This is a genomic window from Paraburkholderia aspalathi, assembly GCF_900116445.1.
Lineage (GTDB): Bacteria > Pseudomonadota > Gammaproteobacteria > Burkholderiales > Burkholderiaceae > Paraburkholderia > Paraburkholderia aspalathi.
Window position 1 is genome coordinate 163,323 of sequence record NZ_FPBH01000022.1, and the last position, 18,039, is coordinate 181,361.

At 60.9% G+C, this 18,039-nt stretch carries 18 protein-coding genes; 6 read left to right on the forward strand and 12 right to left on the reverse strand.

The features are described from left to right. Nucleotides 1–52: 52 nt before the first annotated feature. From BM438_RS29090 to BM438_RS29105, 4 genes are all read left to right on the forward strand, one after another. A complete protein-coding gene (locus tag BM438_RS29090) occupies nt 53–1,537 on the forward strand; it encodes an amidohydrolase (protein WP_244179474.1) in 1,485 nt (494 codons plus the stop codon). After that, nucleotides 1,537–3,003, forward strand: a complete 1,467-nt coding sequence (locus tag BM438_RS29095) for an amidohydrolase (protein WP_093641507.1) — start codon at nt 1,537–1,539, stop codon at nt 3,001–3,003. The genes BM438_RS29090 and BM438_RS29095 overlap by 1 nt, the downstream gene beginning before the upstream one ends. A gap of 43 nt (nt 3,004–3,046) precedes the next feature. Next, nucleotides 3,047–3,754, forward strand: coding sequence for an ethyl tert-butyl ether degradation protein EthD (locus tag BM438_RS29100; protein WP_143131766.1), 708 nt, complete (start codon nt 3,047–3,049; stop codon nt 3,752–3,754). A gap of 198 nt (nt 3,755–3,952) precedes the next feature. Continuing rightward, complete coding sequence (locus BM438_RS29105) at nt 3,953–5,074, forward strand: porin (RefSeq protein WP_093641512.1); 1,122 nt, start codon at nt 3,953–3,955, stop codon at nt 5,072–5,074. 137 nt (nt 5,075–5,211) lie between these two features. Here the strand turns inward: BM438_RS29105 and BM438_RS29110 are convergent, their stop codons facing one another. The 11 genes from BM438_RS29110 to BM438_RS29160 are packed head-to-tail and all read right to left on the reverse strand — an operon-like array spanning nt 5,212 to nt 13,725. After that, nucleotides 5,212–5,919, reverse strand: a complete 708-nt coding sequence (locus BM438_RS29110; protein WP_093641515.1) for a hypothetical protein — start codon at nt 5,917–5,919, stop codon at nt 5,212–5,214. A gap of 45 nt (nt 5,920–5,964) precedes the next feature. Then, nucleotides 5,965–7,062: an asparaginase gene (locus BM438_RS29115; protein WP_093641518.1), complete on the reverse strand. Its 1,098-nt coding sequence runs from the start codon at nt 7,060–7,062 to the stop codon at nt 5,965–5,967. After that, a complete protein-coding gene (locus tag BM438_RS29120) occupies nt 7,059–7,430 on the reverse strand; it encodes a non-heme iron oxygenase ferredoxin subunit (RefSeq protein WP_093641521.1) in 372 nt (123 codons plus the stop codon). Before BM438_RS29120 ends, BM438_RS29115 begins: the two co-directional genes overlap by 4 nt. Continuing rightward, nucleotides 7,427–8,365, reverse strand: a complete 939-nt coding sequence (locus BM438_RS29125; protein ID WP_093641524.1) for a dihydroorotate dehydrogenase — start codon at nt 8,363–8,365, stop codon at nt 7,427–7,429. Before BM438_RS29125 ends, BM438_RS29120 begins: the two co-directional genes overlap by 4 nt. Continuing rightward, entirely contained in the window at nt 8,359–9,345 is a 987-nt protein-coding gene (locus tag BM438_RS29130) for a dihydroorotate dehydrogenase electron transfer subunit (protein WP_093641527.1), read from the reverse strand. Before BM438_RS29130 ends, BM438_RS29125 begins: the two co-directional genes overlap by 7 nt. Beyond that, nucleotides 9,342–9,956: a nuclear transport factor 2 family protein gene (locus BM438_RS29135; RefSeq protein ID WP_093641530.1), complete on the reverse strand. Its 615-nt coding sequence runs from the start codon at nt 9,954–9,956 to the stop codon at nt 9,342–9,344. Before BM438_RS29135 ends, BM438_RS29130 begins: the two co-directional genes overlap by 4 nt. Nucleotides 9,957–9,958: 2 nt before the next feature. Beyond that, nucleotides 9,959–11,218 (reverse strand): NAD(P)/FAD-dependent oxidoreductase, encoded by a 1,260-nt coding sequence (locus tag BM438_RS29140; RefSeq protein ID WP_093641532.1) that lies wholly within the window; start codon nt 11,216–11,218, stop codon nt 9,959–9,961. Then, nucleotides 11,215–11,547 (reverse strand): cupin domain-containing protein, encoded by a 333-nt coding sequence (locus BM438_RS29145; protein WP_093641535.1) that lies wholly within the window; start codon nt 11,545–11,547, stop codon nt 11,215–11,217. Before BM438_RS29145 ends, BM438_RS29140 begins: the two co-directional genes overlap by 4 nt. Next, the gene (locus BM438_RS29150) at nt 11,544–11,960 is read right to left on the reverse strand and encodes a cupin domain-containing protein (RefSeq protein ID WP_093641538.1); all 417 of its coding nucleotides are present in this window, start codon (nt 11,958–11,960) and stop codon (nt 11,544–11,546) included. Before BM438_RS29150 ends, BM438_RS29145 begins: the two co-directional genes overlap by 4 nt. 38 nt (nt 11,961–11,998) lie before the next feature. After that, nucleotides 11,999–12,391 carry a hypothetical protein gene (locus BM438_RS29155; protein ID WP_093641540.1) on the reverse strand — a complete coding sequence of 131 codons (393 nt, stop codon included), beginning with the start codon at nt 12,389–12,391 and terminating at the stop codon, nt 11,999–12,001. Nucleotides 12,392–12,396: 5 nt separating this feature from the next. Further along, nucleotides 12,397–13,725 carry an aromatic ring-hydroxylating oxygenase subunit alpha gene (locus tag BM438_RS29160; RefSeq protein ID WP_093641543.1) on the reverse strand — a complete coding sequence of 443 codons (1,329 nt, stop codon included), beginning with the start codon at nt 13,723–13,725 and terminating at the stop codon, nt 12,397–12,399. A 226-nt stretch (nt 13,726–13,951) separates the two neighbouring features. Here BM438_RS29160 and BM438_RS29165 point away from each other — a divergent pair, with 226 nt between their 5' ends. Continuing rightward, on the forward strand, nt 13,952–14,542 hold the full coding sequence (locus tag BM438_RS29165; RefSeq protein ID WP_093641546.1) for a TetR/AcrR family transcriptional regulator: 591 nt from the start codon (nt 13,952–13,954) through the stop codon (nt 14,540–14,542). A gap of 307 nt (nt 14,543–14,849) precedes the next feature. Continuing rightward, a complete protein-coding gene (locus BM438_RS29170) occupies nt 14,850–16,199 on the forward strand; it encodes an MFS transporter (protein WP_093641549.1) in 1,350 nt (449 codons plus the stop codon). Between the two features lie 84 nt (nt 16,200–16,283). On the opposite strand, the gene BM438_RS29175 is transcribed toward BM438_RS29170, so the two are convergent. Further along, nucleotides 16,284–17,825, reverse strand: a complete 1,542-nt coding sequence (locus BM438_RS29175) for a methyl-accepting chemotaxis protein (protein ID WP_093641552.1) — start codon at nt 17,823–17,825, stop codon at nt 16,284–16,286. Between the last annotated feature and the right edge of the window lie 214 nt (nt 17,826–18,039).

The window sequence follows — 18,039 nt, forward strand, 5'->3', positions numbered from 1 at the left end:
ATTACGGGTCGAACGGCAACGGGTTTCGTGCGTCAATCGAACCGGAGAGCACGTGAATTTCGATCAACTCGATCAAGAGATTGCCGCGCGGATCGAATCGTACCGTGATGTGTGCGTGCACCTGAGCGACCGGCTGTGGGATCTCGCTGAAACGGCCTATGCGGAGTACGAGTCGGCGGAATTGCAAATTCGCGAGCTAGAGCGGCATGGCTTCCGGATCACGCGAGACGTTGCGGGTATCCCTACTGCGTTTGTCGCCGAAGCCGGCGACGGCGGCCCGGTCATCGGCTTTCTCGGCGAGTACGACGCGTTGCCTCACCTCAGCCAGGTCGCCAACTCCGCCACCCGGCAACCGGCACCAGATGCCGGCAGCGGACACGGTTGCGGTCACAACCTGCTTGGCGGCGCGGCGCTGATGTCCGCTTTCGCCATCAAGGATTGGCTTCACGCGTCCGGGCGTGCGGGCCGGGTTCGCTATTACGGCTGCCCCGCTGAGGAAGGCGGAGCCGGCAAGACGTTCATGACGCGAGCCGGCGCTTTTGCCGATCTCGACACCGCGCTTACCTGGCATCCTGCCAGCGTCCTCGCCATCGATGCGATGACCACCCTTGCGACCCTCCATGCGCGCTTCACGTTCAACGGTCTCGCCGCACACGCGGCGGCCGCGCCTCACCTGGGGCGCAGCGCACTCGACGCCGTCACGCTGATGAATGTCGCCGCCAACTATCTGCGCGAGCACATTCCGAGCGATGCCCGCCTTCACTACGCGCTGCACGATACGGGTGGGACGGCGCCCAACGTCGTTCAAGCTCGTGCCGAGGTCGTCTATCAATTGCGCGCACCTGAACTCTCCACGATCCATTCGCTACTCGACCGGCTGCGCAAGATCGCGGACGGCGCCGCGATGATGACCGACACCACCGTCGTATGCCGGGTGGAAAAGGCCATGTCGAATATGAGGCCCAACAAGGTCCTGTCCGATCTGATGTACGAGCGCATGCTCGCAATCGGTCCGACGCCGTTCGACACCGTCGATCACGATTTTGCCGCGCGCATGCACGCCGCCATTTCACCCGCCGAAGCACTGGGCAGCTTGTCGATTTTCGGCGCCCATCGGCTCACGGGAGTTCTGCATGACGGGGTCCTACCCGCTGCATCGATGCCATCGTTGTTGCCCGCGTCGACCGACGTAGGCGATGTCAGTTGGGTCGTGCCGACAGCCCGCTGTCTCGGCGCCTGCTTCGCGTTGGGCACGCCGTTCCATTCGTGGCAGTTGGTCGCCCAAGGCAAATCGTCGATCGCGCACAAAGGCATGCTGCAGATCGCGAAGGTGATGGCTGCCACCGCCGCAGCGCTCTACGCGAATCCTTCATTGCTTGAACAGGCCAAGGCGGAATTGCGTGAGCAATCGGCGGGTGAAACCTACATCTGCCCCATTCCGGACGACGTGCTTCCTCCCGTCGCTAAAGACGGCCGAACGCAAAGAGGCTCGGTTCGGGGGGCGTTTCCGCACCAATACGCCGGGGGTAACGCGTGATGAAGCGCGAAGATAACCAACGGATCAGACTCGTCGAGCAGTTCGTCGAAGCAAAGCGTGACGACTTCATTGATCTTGCGGATCGGATCTGGGATCTTGCCGAGACCCGTTGGGAAGAATTTCGCTCAGTCGAAGCGCAGATCGAGTTATTTGAGCGCGAAGGATTTCGAATCACGAGAAACCTGGGTGGTCTGCCCACGGCGTTCGTTGCGGAAGCCGGGAATGAAGGACCCGTCGCCGGGTTTCTGGGCGAATACGACGCGTTGTCGAACATGAGCCAGCAAGCCGCGGCCGTAGAAGCGTGCCCGGTATGTGCCGGAGGTAGCGGACACGGATGCGGTCATCATCTGCTTGGTGTCGGTGCGATGCTGGCCGCAGTAGCCACGCGCGACTACCTCCTTTCCCAGGATTTGCCTGGGGTCGTCCGTTACTTCGGATGTCCCGCCGAGGAAGGTGGCGCCGGCAAGACCTACATGGCTCGCGAAGGTGTATTCGATGATATCGACTTCGCATTGACCTGGCACCCCGGCCCGTTCTCGGGGATTTTCAAGTACAAATCGCTGGCGGTGATGCAGGCATTTTTCCGCTTCACCGGCGTGGCCTCGCACGCAGCGGCTTCCCCCCATCTCGGACGCAGCGCGCTCGATGCGGTTGAACTGATGAACGTCGGGGTGAATTTCCTGCGCGAGCATATGCCCGCCGAGGCTCGCGTCCATTACGCGATCACCGATGCCGGCGGCCTCGCTGCAAACGTTGTTCAGGCCCGTGCCGAAGTGCTGTACGTGGTCCGCGCGCCGAACATCGAGCAGGCGTGGGCGCTATTCGAGCGCGTTCGACGAATCGGCGCGGGCGCTGCGCTGATGACCGAAACAACCGTTGAGGTCGAAGTCGATCGCGCATGCTCGGACGTGCTGCGCAACGAAACGATTGAAGCCTTGATCATGGATAACCTCGAGCGTTTCGGCCCTCCTCCCTTCGACCAGTCCGATCGCGATTTCGTCACGCGGCTCGCCGGAAACATCAGCGCGGGTGATTTGCAGGAATGTCTCGACGCCTATCGCGGGCCCGCTGGTGCCCATGGACTCGCCGACACGCCGCTTCCATTGAACGAGGAACCGGGCTCGTTGACTGGATCGAGCGATGTGGGAGACGTGAGCTGGGTCGTGCCGACAACCCAGTACCTCGGCGCTTGCTACGCGGTGGGGACCAACATGCACACGTGGCAACTGGTGTCGCAGGGAAAACTGCCCGCTGCACATAAAGGAATGCTGCACGCGGCAAAGGTACTCGCGGCGACCGCGCTGGATCTGCTGACGGAGCCGTCACATATCGACGCAGCTCAGGCAGAACATGCGTGCCTCACTGGCGGACGTCCCTATGTCTGTCCAATTCCCGAATCGGTACTCGCGCCACCGCTGCGTAAAAGGACGGAAAAGAAAAGGACGGAAAAGGGAACCCTTACCTAGCGCCCAACCGCAATCCTTTTACGCACTTGACCTGACCTGATCCATGACATTTTCCTATTTCATCACGGCGACTAACGAGCACGACCCGCACGCTCGAGTAAGCGCGGCACATTGTCAGCTCATTCAGGAAGCCATCCGCGCGACGCCTGAGTTGATGAAGGCCGAGCTCTATACGCCTGCTCAGATCACGACTTATCACGACGACGGTCCTTCGCCCCTGCTCGCGCTGCGGCTCGAGTTCGCCAGCATCGAGGCACTCGAGTCACAAGTCACCGCGGGCGGACATCTCTGGGGGCTTGCTCAGTCGGATGACTGGCTCGCGCCGGGCGCAAGCCTGGTCACGCATCAAGCCATGCTCACCCGAACGTTTCTCCCGCTCAAGACGACGCCCGCAGAGCCGGCGTTGTGCAGCTATCTCGTGCATTACCCGGGCGCTGCGGAAAATTTCAACGACTGGCTTTCCTACTACGTCGCCCATCACCCTCAGATCATGCTCGACTACCCGCATGTACGGCAGGTCAACGTATTCACCCGGGTCGACTGGTGTGAGTCGATGCCATGGACGCGCGTGAACTACATGCAGCGAAACATGCTGACCTTCCCTTCGTCGCAACTGCTCGCCGAGGCGCTGACGTCGCCCGTTCGTGCGCGAATGCGGGAAGACAATGGACGGTTTCCGGCGTTCTCGGGACGAGCTTGCCACTACCCGATGCTCACCAACGTAATCGCTCCGGACAACAAGAAGTCTTAGCCGAAACCAAAGGAGAAAGACAAACCAGATAAGTTTTCATTCGCTGTCTCGTATCACACGCTTCAATATTAGTAATACTTATTAAAAAATAACCAATTGCGTTTGGAAATCAACTTCGTCAACGAATCGCCTCGGGAAATCGAACACCACTAACAACATTTCGAGCGATCTACGCAGCACTTTAAGAGGATGTTTAAAATGTGTAGGAAAGTTCTAGTCACCGCTACCCTGCTCGGCTCCATCGCAGGCACCGCACACGCGCAAAGCAGCGTCACCCTGTACGGGCTCGTCGATTCGGCAATTGGCTACACGAGCAACCAGGGTTCGACCAACGGCCACATCAATCACGGCATTCAGGCGCTGCCCGGCGCCATGTCGGCGAACCGGTGGGGCCTGCTCGGCTTCGAAGACCTCGGCGGCGGTACGCAAGCCACCTTCAGGCTCGAAAACGGCTTCAACATTCAGAACGGTGCGCTCGGACAAGGCGGCCGGATGTTCGGCCGCAGCGCGTACGTGGGCCTCGTCAACAACAGTTGGGGAGCCGTGACAGCCGGCCGCCAATACATGCCGTTCCAGGAAGACGTGGGCAACGAAATGGCCGCCCTCTACATGTCGGGTTATACGTTCCATCCGTATGACAACGACGACATGAACTGCACGTTCAGGCCCAACAATGCAGTCAAGTACACGACACCTACCATCGCCGGTTTCACCGCGAAGGTCCTGTATGCGTTTTCGAACCTCGCCGGCCAGATCAATACCAACCGCCTATGGAGCGGCAGCGCCGACTATGTGAACGGTCCGGTCCACCTCGATGCGGGCTTCTTTACGGTCAATCAACCAGGCTACGGCACAGCCGGTGCGGAAGCGTCGGACAACACGTATGGCGCGCTTCCGACGATTGCTGCCGGCGGCATTGCGAAGCACACGGTATGGGGCGCCGGCGGCACGTATACGTTCGGCGCGCTGCTCGCGAGCATCATCTATACGCATGCGGACTTCGACGCGACCGTCGGCGGCACACTGAAGTTCAGCAACTACGAAACGAGCCTACGCTATCAGCTCACGCCCGCTACGGTGTTAACTGCAGCCTATCTCTACACCACACAGAGAAGTACCGTTGCCGCAGGTGGGAATACGCACTACAACCAGGGCGCATTGGGGGTCAACTACTTCCTGTCGAAGACAGTCGACCTGTACAGCAACCTTGTCTACCAGCGGGCCGCAGGTACGGCTCATGCGTGGATTCTCAATGGAACGGCAATGTCCAGCAACGACAGTCAGTTCATGGCTCTCGTCGGGATCCGGAAGAAGTTCTAGGGACCCTGGTTTCGAAACAACGGCAATGTGTGCTGGAGGATGCGCGAACTGATCGAAGCGCATTCCGGCGGCACACCACGCGGTACGACCTGAAATAATGCATCGCACGCGTTTTCAACGGCGCTCACGGTGTCGCCTTAGCGGGTCTCACCAAAGAAGGTTCTCGCCGACATGGGATGATGGATATTGCTCCCTTCGAACGGCGGGAATTTCTCGAAATCCGCACGCATCTGATGTCTTACCGGCGAATTCATAGCACGGGTAATCGCCTCGGCGCTATCGAACATCAGCTTGTTGCGTTGCATGTAGTGAACCTTGCACCACGGCATAGCATCGACCCAATCGACCCGCGTGAAAATCTCGATCTCACGCACACCGTCGAAGAACTTCATGATTTGCGGGTGGCGCGCCAGATAGTAAGTAAGCCACTCGTCGAAGTTTTCAGCGAGCCCCGGATAGTGAACCAGGAACTGGCAGGGAAGCGCGCCATCCGGCACCTTGGCCTCAGGGTCAAGCACCGGATAGGGCCGGCGCGCCATGACCTGCTGTTCGACTGCAGACGGCTTCAGACTTTCGAATTCCGTGCGAGCGATCTGCTGGAGGTGCCCGTCGGCGGATATTGCGGCTTCGAGCGCCGCGAGCTTTTCGAAGTCGAGCTGGAACGCGAAAATCGGCGACGGGCCGTCGTTGGTGTAGAAGTCTTTCGCGCTTTGTGGCGTATATAAGCGCGCGCGGCTCATGGCAGGCGTAGTCCGAATGCAATCGGCGATGGCTTGCAAATCCGCGTCGCTAATACGCGCATTCGCGTCTGGGTGCGTAAACGTTACGAGGTAGGAGAATTGCATGATTGCCTGAACGTAGGTGTTGTACGTAGGAAAAGGAACGCGTCGTCATAGGTCGAGCAAAAAGGCCTGCAAGCGCTCGACATCGACGCTCGCAACCCGGTCAGGCACAGCCCCGCCCGAATGATCCGCTGCCAGCGCAAGCATCAGCGCAATGCGCAGCTTCGCAGGCGCCAGATCGCCACCGACCAGTATTCCGTCAACCGTGAGAAAACGCTGCACCGGTACCACGCCGCGCGGCGCGCGCGTCGCCTGAACGACCACCACGCCCGCCTGCACAGCGTCCCGGAGCGCGCGCATTTCGCCGGCGGCCGGCCGCCCAGGAGGAAGCCCCGCGCAGACGATGCCACGGGCCCCCGCCGAAACGAAAGCGTCGATCGCCGTGCCGTCGGCGCCTGCGTAGGATGTCACGATATCGACCCTCGGCAGCGTGAACGCACGCATGGAGGCGTGATCGAGCACCGCAGAAAATGCCGAACCCCGTTGCCCATCACGAAACGCGCGACGACGCCACACCACGCTGGCGTCGGCGTCGATCCGGCCAAGCGGTCCGTATGGGGGCGCTTCGAATGCAGCGAGCTCGAAACTGGCCGCCTTCGTCACGTCTCGTGCCGCGAAAAACAATCCGCCCATTGTCACCAGCACGCCGGCGCCGCGCGAAGCCGGGGCCGCCGCGAGCGCGACCGCGCCGCGCAGATTCGCCGCGGCGTCGCTGCCGTCTGTGTTCGCGGGGCGCTGCGCGCCAGTCAGCACAACGGGTTGCTCGACGGCCAGTACAAGGTCAAGAAACCAGGCCGTCTCCTCAAGCGTCGCCGTGCCGTGCGTGACGACAAAGCCTGTCAGCAACGGATCGGCCGCGGCCGTATCGCGAATCAGCGCGGCGAGCTCCAGCCAGTCCTTCGGCGTAATCGCTACACTGCCCAGACTGCGGAACGGAATCGGCACGACGTCGACGTCCGGCGCGAGTTCACCGAGCCGCGCCAACAGATCGTCGATCGGATGAATCACGCCGCTGTCGGCATATTCAATCCAGTCGAAGCGGTGGCGGCCATGCATGGCAAAGGTGCCGCCCGTGCCTATCACCGCGATTCGCGGACGCACAAGATCGCGCGACGCAATCCGCGTTTCCATGTCATCGTGCTTCATGCTTGCAGACGAACGAACAGTTCGTCTCCGACGATTTTTGCCTCGTGGCGGCGCGTATCCCGCGTGATCGGCGCCGACAACGCCTTGCCCGTGCGCACGTCGACAAGACCTGCATGCAGCGGACATTCAATTTCATGCCCGTCGAATTCGCCGTCGCTCAGCAGCGCCGCGCCATGCGTACAGATATCGTCGAGCGCGTGCACATCGCCATCGATCAGAAACAGCCCGACCTTGACACCCTCCAGTTCGATCCCGCGACACGCGCGCGAGCCGAACACCTGCTCCATCGCCCCCAACCGATACCAGCCGTCGTCCTCACGGACGTAGTCGCCTGCGGACGCCGCCTTGATTTCGTGAATCGCGTTCATAGGGCCGCCTTCTGTTGAAGTTTGACAGGTTCGTGCATCCGTACAGCGCCGATCAGGTCGGACAGTTTCGATACGCCGTGCCGCTCGCAATAAGCAGTGAGATCGTGGATCAGGCGCGGCATCGCGGTGGGGGACACGAAGTTGGCCGTGCCGACCTGCACGGCGCGGCAACCGGCCAGCAGGAATTCCAGCGCATCGGCTGCCGTGCCGATGCCACCGCATCCGATCACCGGAATCTTGACGGCCTGCACGCACTGGTACGCGATGCGCAGCATGATCGGGCGGGTTGCCGCGCCGGTCAGTCCACCCATCACGTTCGCGACGCGCGGCCGGAACGTCTCGACGTCGATCGCCATCGCCAAAATCGCGTTGCTGACGACAAGCGCATCCGCGCCCGCCTCTTCCGCGGCCAGCGCGACTTCGACCACATTGCCCGCGTTCGGCGTCATCTTGGCCCAGACCGGCAGGCCGCACGCTTCCTTCATTGCCTTGACGACCTGATACGTCGCCTCCGGATCCATGCCGAACGCGCGGCCATCCTTTTTCAGATTCGGGCACGACACATTCGCCTCGATCGCGGCCACGCCCGGCACCGCGATTTTCGCGGCCAGCGTGCCGAACTCCTCGATCGTGTTCGCCGAGATGCTTGCGACCAGCGGTGGGGTGTAGCGGCGATAGAACGGCACAGTCTGCTCGATGTAGTAATCACTGCCCTTGCTCGGAATGCCGATCGAAAACAGCGTGGCGTCGCGAAACTCGGCGACGCGCGGCGGCGGCACGCCTTCGCGGATATCCTGCGTGATCGTCTTCGTGACGATCGCGCCGAGGCAGTCGAGGTCGAACACCCGAGACGTGCCTTCCGCGAAGGTGCCGGACGCGGGCATGACCGGATTGGCAAGTGTGAGCGAGCCGATCTTGACGCTGAGGTCTACCATGATGTCGTTTCCTGAAGATCGAAGACGGGACCGTCCAAGCACACGCGGCGATAGGTCAGTTCGTCGGAACCGGCGGACTTGCGGAACGGGCGCACGCACGCATAGCACGCGCCGATCGCGCAGCCCATGTGCTGCTCAAGTGCGATCTGGCCGGGAATCTGCAATTCCGCAGCAACGCGTTGAAGCATCGACAGCAACCGGTTCGACCCGCACGTCGTTGCAAAAGTGACAGGCCGGGACGCGTGGAGGCGACGGATCAGGTGCTCGACCTGAACCACGTCGCTGGTCTGGTCGTCGTCGGTGACGATGACGATGTCGGCCCCTGCGTCGCGCAAATAGTCCGCCGACATCACCAGCGAAGGACTGCGCGCACTCAGCACGGCTGTCACGCGGGCGCCTGCCGCAATCGCTTCTTGCGCAAGCGGCGCCATCGTCGCGAGGCCGACGCCGCGCGCCAGCAGCAGCACGTGAGCCGCGCCGGTCGTCGCAGGAAGATCGAAGCCTTTGCCTAGCGGTCCGAGCGCGTCGAGCGTGTCGCCCCTGTTCAGTTGCGCGAGGCCGCGCGTGCCGACGCCCTGCACCTTGTAAAGAAACTCGATGCGCTGATTCTCTGGTGCTACGCGGTAGATGCTCATCGGCCGGCGCAAATACGGCACTTCGTCGTTCGAAGGCGGACACGCCAGATGGAAAAACTGTCCGGCGCGTACGGTCAACGCGAGGTCTGGTGCGCTCAACACGAGATGCTTGTATTCCGGATTCACCCATTCGTTCGAACGCACGACACACTGGTTCTCCGCGATCGACGGTATCCGGCTGTACGTTAGATCCGCAGCGGATGCTGCGTCGTCGCGATGTGCACACAGCGGAACCACCTTGCCTGTTGCTCGCGTTTCGCTGCTGCAACGGCCGCCCGTTGTTTGCGCGTCGTTGTCCGATGCGAGGCTCTCCGCCGCGCAGGCGTCTGTCTGTAAGCTTGTCATGTTTCTTCCGTCGTATCCTGTCGAATCAATGTCCTTTGCTCGCTCACACGCTTCGCATTCAGCGAGGCGAAATCGCTCGCGAGCGGGAACGGTTGGGCGCCGGGCTCTAGCATGTGAAGCTGCGTAAATCGCATTTCCCGCACCAGCCAGTCACCCGACGCTTCGCACACGTACTTCTCTTCGGTGACGGCGCCAAGCATCACGGCGCGTGCGTCATCGTCGCGCAGGGCCAGTTGCCACAAGCGCCATGTGCCGACTGCGTTGTGAGTGTCGATGAAGGTGAGCGTTTCGCTGACGTAGTAGTGCATCGCGAACAGCCACGGCGATCGTTGAAACCAGTCGGCCAATTTCTCGCGGCCCACCAGGTTGTCACCAAATCCGGAGCCACCGACCCACACCGCCGTTTCGGTGAAGCATTCCGCCTGTTGACGCGCGATCTCGCGCATCACATCTTCGGGTTGGCGCTGATAGTCGGCGGTGTATTTGGCATCGGCCAACGCCGCGTAACGCGCTTTCAGCGCGCGTATTGCATCAACCGCTTCGAGCCGCGCCACACGCGCTTCGAGCGATGCGGCATCTCCCGCCACGGTTTTCTCGATTGGGCTGTTCATCGTCAAACCAGCTCCTTCAGTGAAACCAGCGCGTTGCCAAGCTGTTGCGGATCGATCCGCCTGCGTGATTTGACAAGCGCTTCCAGATAGCGCCGGTCGCGGCTCTGGTTGATCGTGACGCCGGCGCTCACGCAGCCGTCACGCAGCGATATGACGGTCGCGTTCGCCGCATTCAGATCGCCGCGCACAACGGTTGCATCGGTAGCCTCAGGCAGACCGGTTACCTGAATCGCGTGGCCGAGCTGATCGGTCCACATCCACGGCGTTTCCCGATACGGTTGCGTGCACCCCATAATGATTTCCGCGACGGCGCGTGCCTGGTTCTCCGCGTTGCGCCAGGTTTCCTGGCGCAGATGAACACCAGCGTCACTGTCGAGCGTGCAGGCGACATCGCCGGCCGCGTAAAGCCATGGCAATTGCGGGCTTCGGCAGAACGTGTCCACGGTGAGACCGCGTGCGTCAGACAGGCCTGTGTGCTTCAGAAAGCGCGGATTACAATCGATACCGATCGCAACCAGCACGCAATCCGCGTCGACGCCAAACGGCACGCCATTGCATGTGGCATCGACTCGCAGCCGGAGCTCGCTCGTCTGTTGCCGCTCCGCCGCCACGATCCGCTCGACGCTGACGCCCGTATGCAACTCGACGCCTCGCGCGGTGTGCTGCTGCGCCAACCAACCGGCCACGAGAGGCGGCAGACAGCGATTCATGATGCCGTTGCCCGCTTCGAGTACGGTAACGGGCACGCCGAGCGCGATCGCAGTCGACGCGACTTCCATTCCGATCACGCCCGCCCCGATAATCGCAAGCCGTCTGCACCCCACGAGCGACTCTTTCAACGCAAGGCAGTCATCAAGTGTTCTGAGCACGTGTACGCCGGGCATTGCCGCGGTCATGAAAGCGGGACGTCGCGCCTCGCCGCCCGTGGCAACCACCATCAGGTCGAAATCGACGCTGCGTCCGTTGTCCAGTTGCACGCGCCGTGCGTCGATATCGAGCGAATCGGCGCACGCGTGAATCCGTTCGATACGCGCAGCCGTCAACGCGTCTACCGACCAGAATTCCGCAGGCGCCAGCGCGAGGCTTTCCTGGGCACTCGTGCCGAGTAGCAAATCCTTGGACAGCGCCGGGCGCTCATAAGGCGCATGCGCTTCCGCGCCAATCAGCGTGACTCGGCCGGCGTGCCCGAGCGCGCGCAGATGCTGCGCGACACGTCCGCCAGCGTGCCCAGCGCCGACAATCGCGATATGCGACGCAGTCATGGCTGACGCTCCTGATCCGCAGCGATACGCACCGTCACGCGGTACAGCACGCAGCGGTCCGACACGCACGTATAGCGGCGCGGTTCGTTGGGCGGAATAAGGATCGCCTCGCCTTCAGACAGGATGTAATGCTCGTGTGCCGCGACAATGTCGACGCGTCCTTCGAGCACCGCACCGACCTCTTCGCCCAGCACGTCTTCGCCGAACTCGACGGTTTCGTCGCGTGACAGCAATTGTGTTGTGGCGGCCAGCGCATCGCCGTCCGCGGTCTGCATGGCTGACGATGCAGCCGGCTCGGAAACCAGCAGGCACTGCTCGATGCGGGTCACGATGCGTTCTCCCGATCGGCGAGCGGGTAATACGGGGTTTCGTCACCGCTGCCGTATTCGGCGCGCGGCGGTGTCACCACGTTGAGCCTCATGCTGACGCCCGCGCCTTCGAAGCGATTCACACCGTAATGGCTCAACCCGGCGGGGATGATCATCGCCTCGCCGGCATTCATCGGTCGCTCGATCTCCGGGCCGCCGGCGTGCACCTCGAAGATCGAACACGCACCGCGCACCTGCAACGATGCTTCCTCGCCGTGATCGTGCGCCTTCGCGGGCAGCCCGCGCCCGGCGGCTTCCACAAACTTGATAACGGCAACGCTTATCGTTTGGCCGATCATCGTCTTCATATAGAGTTCGTCGGCGACGACCTGCTTGAGGCCATCGTCGATTCCAAATATCCGACACTTCGGCATAACGCTCTCCTGATCCGAATTAGCACGTCGCGGCAGTTTCAGATGGCCGGACGCATCGTGAACGTTTCATCGGCGACGAACCGGCGCGGATCGTATCCGTCGATCACCGCCGGCTGCTGGTAAAACTCGACGGCCGGCGCGATCTCCGCAAACGAAAGCAACAGGTACATCAGCGTTTTCGCTTCTTCCGGCAGGCTGGCGAGTTCGTACTGGTTCAGCCATACAACGATCTCGTCGACCTTCGGCAGCATCGCGTCCTTGAACTCGACGATCGCGTCCATGCCGACGGTATGGCGTTGCGTGTTGCGCTGGGTCTCGGTGGGCAGCGCCCAGATTCCGACAAAACAAGCCAGATCGCTGAACACTTCGGGCAGTGCAACCGGCACGGTTCGCGCCTCACGCTTTGGCATGACGATGATTTTCTGTTCCATGATCTTTACTCCGTAACCACTTCGGCTTTGCTGACGGCCGCTTTACCTTCCGCGTCCGCTTCCGCTTCGGCCAGCAGGCGTTCGATGACGTGATAGCTGTGACGAACCAGCAGTTCGTTGTCCTGCAGCACCATGAATTTCTTCACGCCCGTTTCCGCAGCACGCTGCGTACGTTCGAGCGTGCTCAGGTCTTCGAGGAGCACGTCGCGCAGCGCCACCTTCATGTACTCGAGGAAGAAGCGGCCACCCGGCGTCGTCATTTCCGGGTAGTACACGCGCGCTTCGAGCAGCGTCCTGTTGTGCGCGATCGGCCGGAAGTTGTATGCCTGGCAATAGTTGGGCCGCAGCGACAGATAGAAGTCCGGAAACACGACGTTGATATCGAACAGCCAGTTCGCGCTTTGGGTCCAGTTCACGCCTTTGGGCAGTGCGTCGAGCGGAAACGCGTGGCGCGCGCTGCCGATGCCCGCACGCAAGGCCGACGCGGCAATCGGCCGTTTGGAACCGGCATCGGACAGCGCCTCGCTGGCGGCCACGCCGCCTGACGTAACAGCTTTCGGATTACCGTAGACCGACTTCTGGTTGCCCGCGAGAGACAGCCGTCGATGCAAGTCGCCGCACAACGCGTCGAGCGGCGGCATGCTTCCACCCTCGCTCCTGTCGATTGCATCGGCGATCGAATTGCCGTGCACGTAGGCGACGTGATACGCCTCCTGGAATGCGTCGAGCGCCAGCTTCCAGTTGCAATCGACCACCGTCTCCCATGCAAAACCAACCGTCATCTTGTCGAACGGATAGCCTTCGATGTCGCCGTACATCGGCTTCATGAAGTCGTCCAGCGACATCTTCGGGTCCGGATCCATGTTGACGAAAATGAAGCCCTGCCACACGTCGCAAGCAACGCGGGTCAGCGCGTAATCCTTGAAATCGATTCCGAAGAAACACTTTTCGTCCGGCACACCCGTCAGCTTGCCGTCGAGGTCGTATGCCCAGCCGTGAAACTTGCAGAAGAACTTGCGCGTGTGGCCGGTCTTGTCATACGCAATCTGGTTGAGCCGATGCGAACACACGTTGTGCATCGCGCGAATCTGGCCCTGCTTGTTGCGCACCACGATGACTTCCGTGTCGCAAGCGTCCAGTTTTTTAACGAAGTAGTCACCGGCAGCGGGAATCTCCTCCACCCGGCCGACCTGCAGCCAGGTCTTCTTGAAGATATGGGCCTTTTCCCGCTCGTAGTACTCGGCCGAGATGTAAGGTTCGACCGGGATCAAGCCCGAGCCGAGATGCGCATACCGCGCAGTGAGCGTGCCTTCCGGGGCGGGTATCTCGTTCATCAGCAAAAATCCTCAACAGGAACATGCAATTCGTCGAATAACGAATGTCATTCTGTTTTTGAAAAATTATGCTGTCAAGTCTTTCCGGCCAAAGGTGTTGAGCGCCGATGTGCGACTCGATCGCTCACGCCGCGAGGACGGTTGCTAGAATGACGGGCGTGCAGGCGGGGATATCGCTCCGGCCCTCTCCGCCAGAATGCGAAAACCAACCGATCCAGGGGATCCAGTGCCGCAGGTAAAAAAAGCAGAAGTACGGGAGGCGATTCTGGCCGCCGCATTTTCGGCGTTCAGCGAGAAGGGCTATTCCGCGACCACGATGACCGAAATCGCGCGCCAGGCCGGCACGACCGTGGCCAATCTCTACGTCTATTTCGATTCGAAGCTCATTATCCTGTACGAGCTCTACCAGCCATGGCTGATGAAGCAGCTCGACGCGCTTCGAGCGGAAGTGGTGCTGTTGTCCAATCCGAAGAAAAAGATCCGACGAATCCTGACGGGCCTATGGGCTGACATTCCAGCCTCCGACCAGGCATTCGCGAATGCACTGATCGACGCGTTGGCAAGCGCGCCGCCGAACATGGGAAAGCCCGTGAAACTGCTCGATTCGGTGGAGGGATTTCTGACCAGGCTGCTGCGCGAATCGTTGCCGCCCGAGCGCGCGGAAGTCGCACGCGACGATCTGATCTCGCATGTGATCTGGATGGCGTTCGACGGCTTCGTCATCAACCATCGCATCGGCGACGTGCGGGATATCGAACGAATCGCCGCATTGATGACTGATCTGTTGCTGGGCGACACGAGTCCGAAGGCCCGCTGAACACTGCGACGCCGGTTCCCGCTGGTGCCGCTCGCCGGTTGTCAGAAGAAAAAATAAAAAGACAATTTTGAAATTCTTTGACACGCCACAATAAAGAATGTCATTCTGTATTTAGGCCGCAACGTCGGCTGCTTTCCGCGCGTATCCGGATTCGAAGCGACGCAACGGCCGCCTGGTGCATCGGTCCTGGCGTCGCGTCCGGCCGCTCTGTGTGGACGGATGGCTTTGCACACAAGCCTGGTCACGAGCGGGAAGCCATAACGCTCCTACCCATGATCTGTGTTGCTCACCACCTGAGGTGTCTTCAATGGCCGCACTATCCGATAGTTCAGCAAGCCACCCGTTCGATCCACCTGCGCGAACCACCTATCTGGTTCTGATCCTCTGTTTCCTGACGATTGTCGCGGAAGGCTACGACATCGGCGTGATGGGCACGATCGTGCCGTCTCTGCTCGCCGATCAGGCCTGGAAGCTGACGCCGATCGAAATTGGCGCAATGGGCAGCGCCGCGCTCTTCGGCACGCTGTTCGGGTCATATTTCATCAGCGTCGTCAGCGACCTGGTGGGTCGCAAGCGGCTGTTAGTTGGATGTGTCGCGTTGTTTTCGGTATCGATGCTCGGCGCAGCCTGGTCGCCAACGCCCTTTGCATTTTCAGTCGCGCGTTTTGCTGGTGGACTCGGTCTGGGTGGTGTCATTTCCGCCGCTGCCGCGCTAACAGTCGAGTATTCGCCATCCGGGAAACGCAATCTGAACTTTGCGCTGATGTACTCGGGCTATTCGATTGGTGCGCTGCTGTCGGCATTGATCGGGATCGCTTTTCTCAGTTCGCATGGATGGCGGTTCGTCGTCGCGCTCGGCGCAAGTCCGCTCATCGCGCTTCCGCTTCTGCTGTACCTGTTGCCAGAATCACTCGATTTTCTGATCGCTCGTGGAAAACAGGCACAGGCGCAAGTTCTCGCCGCCAAACTCGGCATCAGGATGTTCGGCCCGGAACACCTCCCGAAAGACGCACTGCCCAAACCTTCGATCGGCGCCGTGTTTGGCGAAGTGTTCTCAAAACAGAATCGATGGGCGACGATCAGTCTCTGGATCGCGCAGATCGCTGCCGTCCTCGTGATCTATGGATTGGGGACATGGCTGCCGCAGTTGATGCGCAAACTGGGCTACGACCTCGGCTCAAGCCTTTCGTTTCTCGCAGTCTTCATGCTGTCGTCCGCCATTGGCGGAATCCTGATCGGCCGAATCAGCGACCGCCTGGGCGTACGCAAAACCATCTGTGGCGGATACGTGATCGGCGCCCTGGCAATCTCGGGGCTCGCGATCAAGAGCAGTCTCGTCGTCAACTACATCCTGGTCGCGCTGGCTGGTTTCGGAAGCATCGGTGTCGCGATGGTTCAACTCGGCTTCATCGCCAACTACTACCGCGCCCATGCAAGGGCGAGCGCAACGGGTTGGGCCGTGGGCATCGGCCGCTTCGGCGCGATGAGCGGTCCGATGGTGGGCGCCTATCTGGTGGCACAAGGTGTCGACGTCAAGTGGAATTTCTTCGCCTTCGCGGGATCGGCGCTCGTCGCGGCCATGGCTATCGCACTGACACGCAATCCTGAGCGCAGCCTCTCGTTTCAGAACTCGATGGGGATCCCTGTCGAAAATTGATTTTCTAAAAAACAACAATATATTTAGACATACAGATCAACAATCTGGGCAACGGGGATTCACGATGCATCCGTTGACAACAACCTATTGCCCAGCCACCCGAAATACCGCCACCACAGAACGCAGGCGCGCCGCCTGTTCGTCGAGCGACGCCGCAGCCGCGGCCGCCTCTTCCACCAGCGCAGCATTCTGCTGCGTCACTTCATCCATCTGCGACACGGCCCGGCTGACCTGCTCAATGCCAGTGCTCTGCTCGTCCGACGCGGAGGAAATCTCGCCCATGATGTCGGTTACCCGGCGAATCGACTGCTCGATCTCGGCCATCCGGCCACCTGCTACCTCGACGAGCCGAGTGCCGCCGCTGACATTCGCCACCGACGCCTGGATCAGGCTCTTGATATCTTTCGCCGCTGCAGCGCTGCGTTGCGCAAGGGCGCGGACCTCGCCGGCCACGACAGCAAAACCGCGCCCTTCCTCGCCTGCCCGCGCTGCCTCGACAGCGGCGTTGAGCGCAAGGATGTTGGTTTGAAAGGCAATGCCTTCGATGACCGCGGTGATCTCGGCGATCTTCTTCGACTCGCTCTCGATCTGCTTCATCGTGCCGACCACTTCCTGCACCGCGGAACCCCCACGCGCTGTGGCCTCGGTCGCGGCATTGGCGAGCCCGTTTGCCTGTCTTGCGTTGTCTGCGTTCTGCTTAACGGTCGCCGTAATCTGCTCCATGCTGGCAGCCGTTTCCTGCAATGACGCCGCCTGCTCTTCAGTGCGTTGCGACAGATCGAGGTTACCTTGTGCGATTTCGCCTGAACCGGTCGCGATCGAATGACTCGCCGACTGAATCTCCGAAACGACGGCCGCGAGCTTTGACTTCATGTCGTTCAGCACGTACAGCAGGCTGCCCGGTAACGCCCGACCCACTTCAACCTCGATGCCCAGATTGCCGTCCGCGATTTGCGTGGCGATATGAGCCGCGTAAGCAGGCTCCCCGCCGAGCGCCCGCTTCACGCTGCGCGTCACAGCCCATGCGATCACACCAACCGCGGTGAAGATGACGGCTGCAATGGACCCTAGAACGATGACAAGCTTGATGAACGCGGCGTTGATGTCGTCATAGAAAAATCCGGTACCGATCCACCAGTCCCAATCGGGTATCGCGACCACGCCCTGCAACTTCGGTTCCGGGTCCGCGTCTGGGGTGCGCTTCACGAGTACGTCGACGAGCGCGATATGCGAAGCCGCCATGCCCTGACGGTAAGCCTCGCTGTCGGTCAACCCGGTCGTGGTTTTATTGCCCTTAGCCTTGGTCCCGATGAACTTGGCATTCGGGTGGACCAGGTTCACGCCATCGGCCGTGGTGACCCAGTAGTAGCTCTTCGTGTTCGCATTAAGCTGGGAGACGGCGTCTTTGGCGGCCTGTTGGGCCTGGTCGCGCGTCATCACGCCACGCGACTGCAGGTCGTGGTAGTGATTGACAAGATGCTCGGCTTTCGTGAGAAGAATAACGATCTGCTCCCGCCGACTGTCGACAAGCGAGCTGCGTACAGTCTGAACGGCAGTTGCCGCCACGAGTACGACGCCGAGCAAGGCCGCGACGACCAGAGCCAGCAACTTGGTGGACAACTTCATGTGAATGCCCCAATTTGTAACTATCTAGTACATTTAACGGCATTCACTACATACTTCTTCAAGCCTCTTGACCCAGGAAAAACCCTTAGCCACCTGCACTTCTGTGTTGTGGTGGCGGCGTCGACAGACGCCGCCACGCCACCCGGCAATTAGAACCGGTGGATGATGCCTACGCCCGCAGCAAACTGGCTGCGTGACGAGGACGGCGCGCTGT

Coding starts and splice junctions, on each gene's coding strand:
- BM438_RS29135 (WP_093641530.1), bottom strand. CDS start 9,956: ATGAACAGCCCAATCGAGAAAACCGTGGCGGGAGATGCCGCATCGCTC.
- BM438_RS29095 (WP_093641507.1), top strand. CDS start 1,537: ATGAAGCGCGAAGATAACCAACGGATCAGACTCGTCGAGCAGTTCGTC.
- BM438_RS29170 (WP_093641549.1), top strand. CDS start 14,850: ATGGCCGCACTATCCGATAGTTCAGCAAGCCACCCGTTCGATCCACCT.
- BM438_RS29105 (WP_093641512.1), top strand. CDS start 3,953: ATGTGTAGGAAAGTTCTAGTCACCGCTACCCTGCTCGGCTCCATCGCA.
- BM438_RS29100 (WP_143131766.1), top strand. CDS start 3,047: ATGACATTTTCCTATTTCATCACGGCGACTAACGAGCACGACCCGCAC.
- BM438_RS29175 (WP_093641552.1), bottom strand. CDS start 17,825: ATGAAGTTGTCCACCAAGTTGCTGGCTCTGGTCGTCGCGGCCTTGCTC.
- BM438_RS29160 (WP_093641543.1), bottom strand. CDS start 13,725: ATGAACGAGATACCCGCCCCGGAAGGCACGCTCACTGCGCGGTATGCG.
- BM438_RS29150 (WP_093641538.1), bottom strand. CDS start 11,960: ATGCCGAAGTGTCGGATATTTGGAATCGACGATGGCCTCAAGCAGGTC.
- BM438_RS29155 (WP_093641540.1), bottom strand. CDS start 12,391: ATGGAACAGAAAATCATCGTCATGCCAAAGCGTGAGGCGCGAACCGTG.
- BM438_RS29110 (WP_093641515.1), bottom strand. CDS start 5,919: ATGCAATTCTCCTACCTCGTAACGTTTACGCACCCAGACGCGAATGCG.
- BM438_RS29115 (WP_093641518.1), bottom strand. CDS start 7,062: ATGAAGCACGATGACATGGAAACGCGGATTGCGTCGCGCGATCTTGTG.
- BM438_RS29130 (WP_093641527.1), bottom strand. CDS start 9,345: ATGACAAGCTTACAGACAGACGCCTGCGCGGCGGAGAGCCTCGCATCG.
- BM438_RS29120 (WP_093641521.1), bottom strand. CDS start 7,430: ATGAACGCGATTCACGAAATCAAGGCGGCGTCCGCAGGCGACTACGTC.
- BM438_RS29140 (WP_093641532.1), bottom strand. CDS start 11,218: ATGACTGCGTCGCATATCGCGATTGTCGGCGCTGGGCACGCTGGCGGA.
- BM438_RS29125 (WP_093641524.1), bottom strand. CDS start 8,365: ATGGTAGACCTCAGCGTCAAGATCGGCTCGCTCACACTTGCCAATCCG.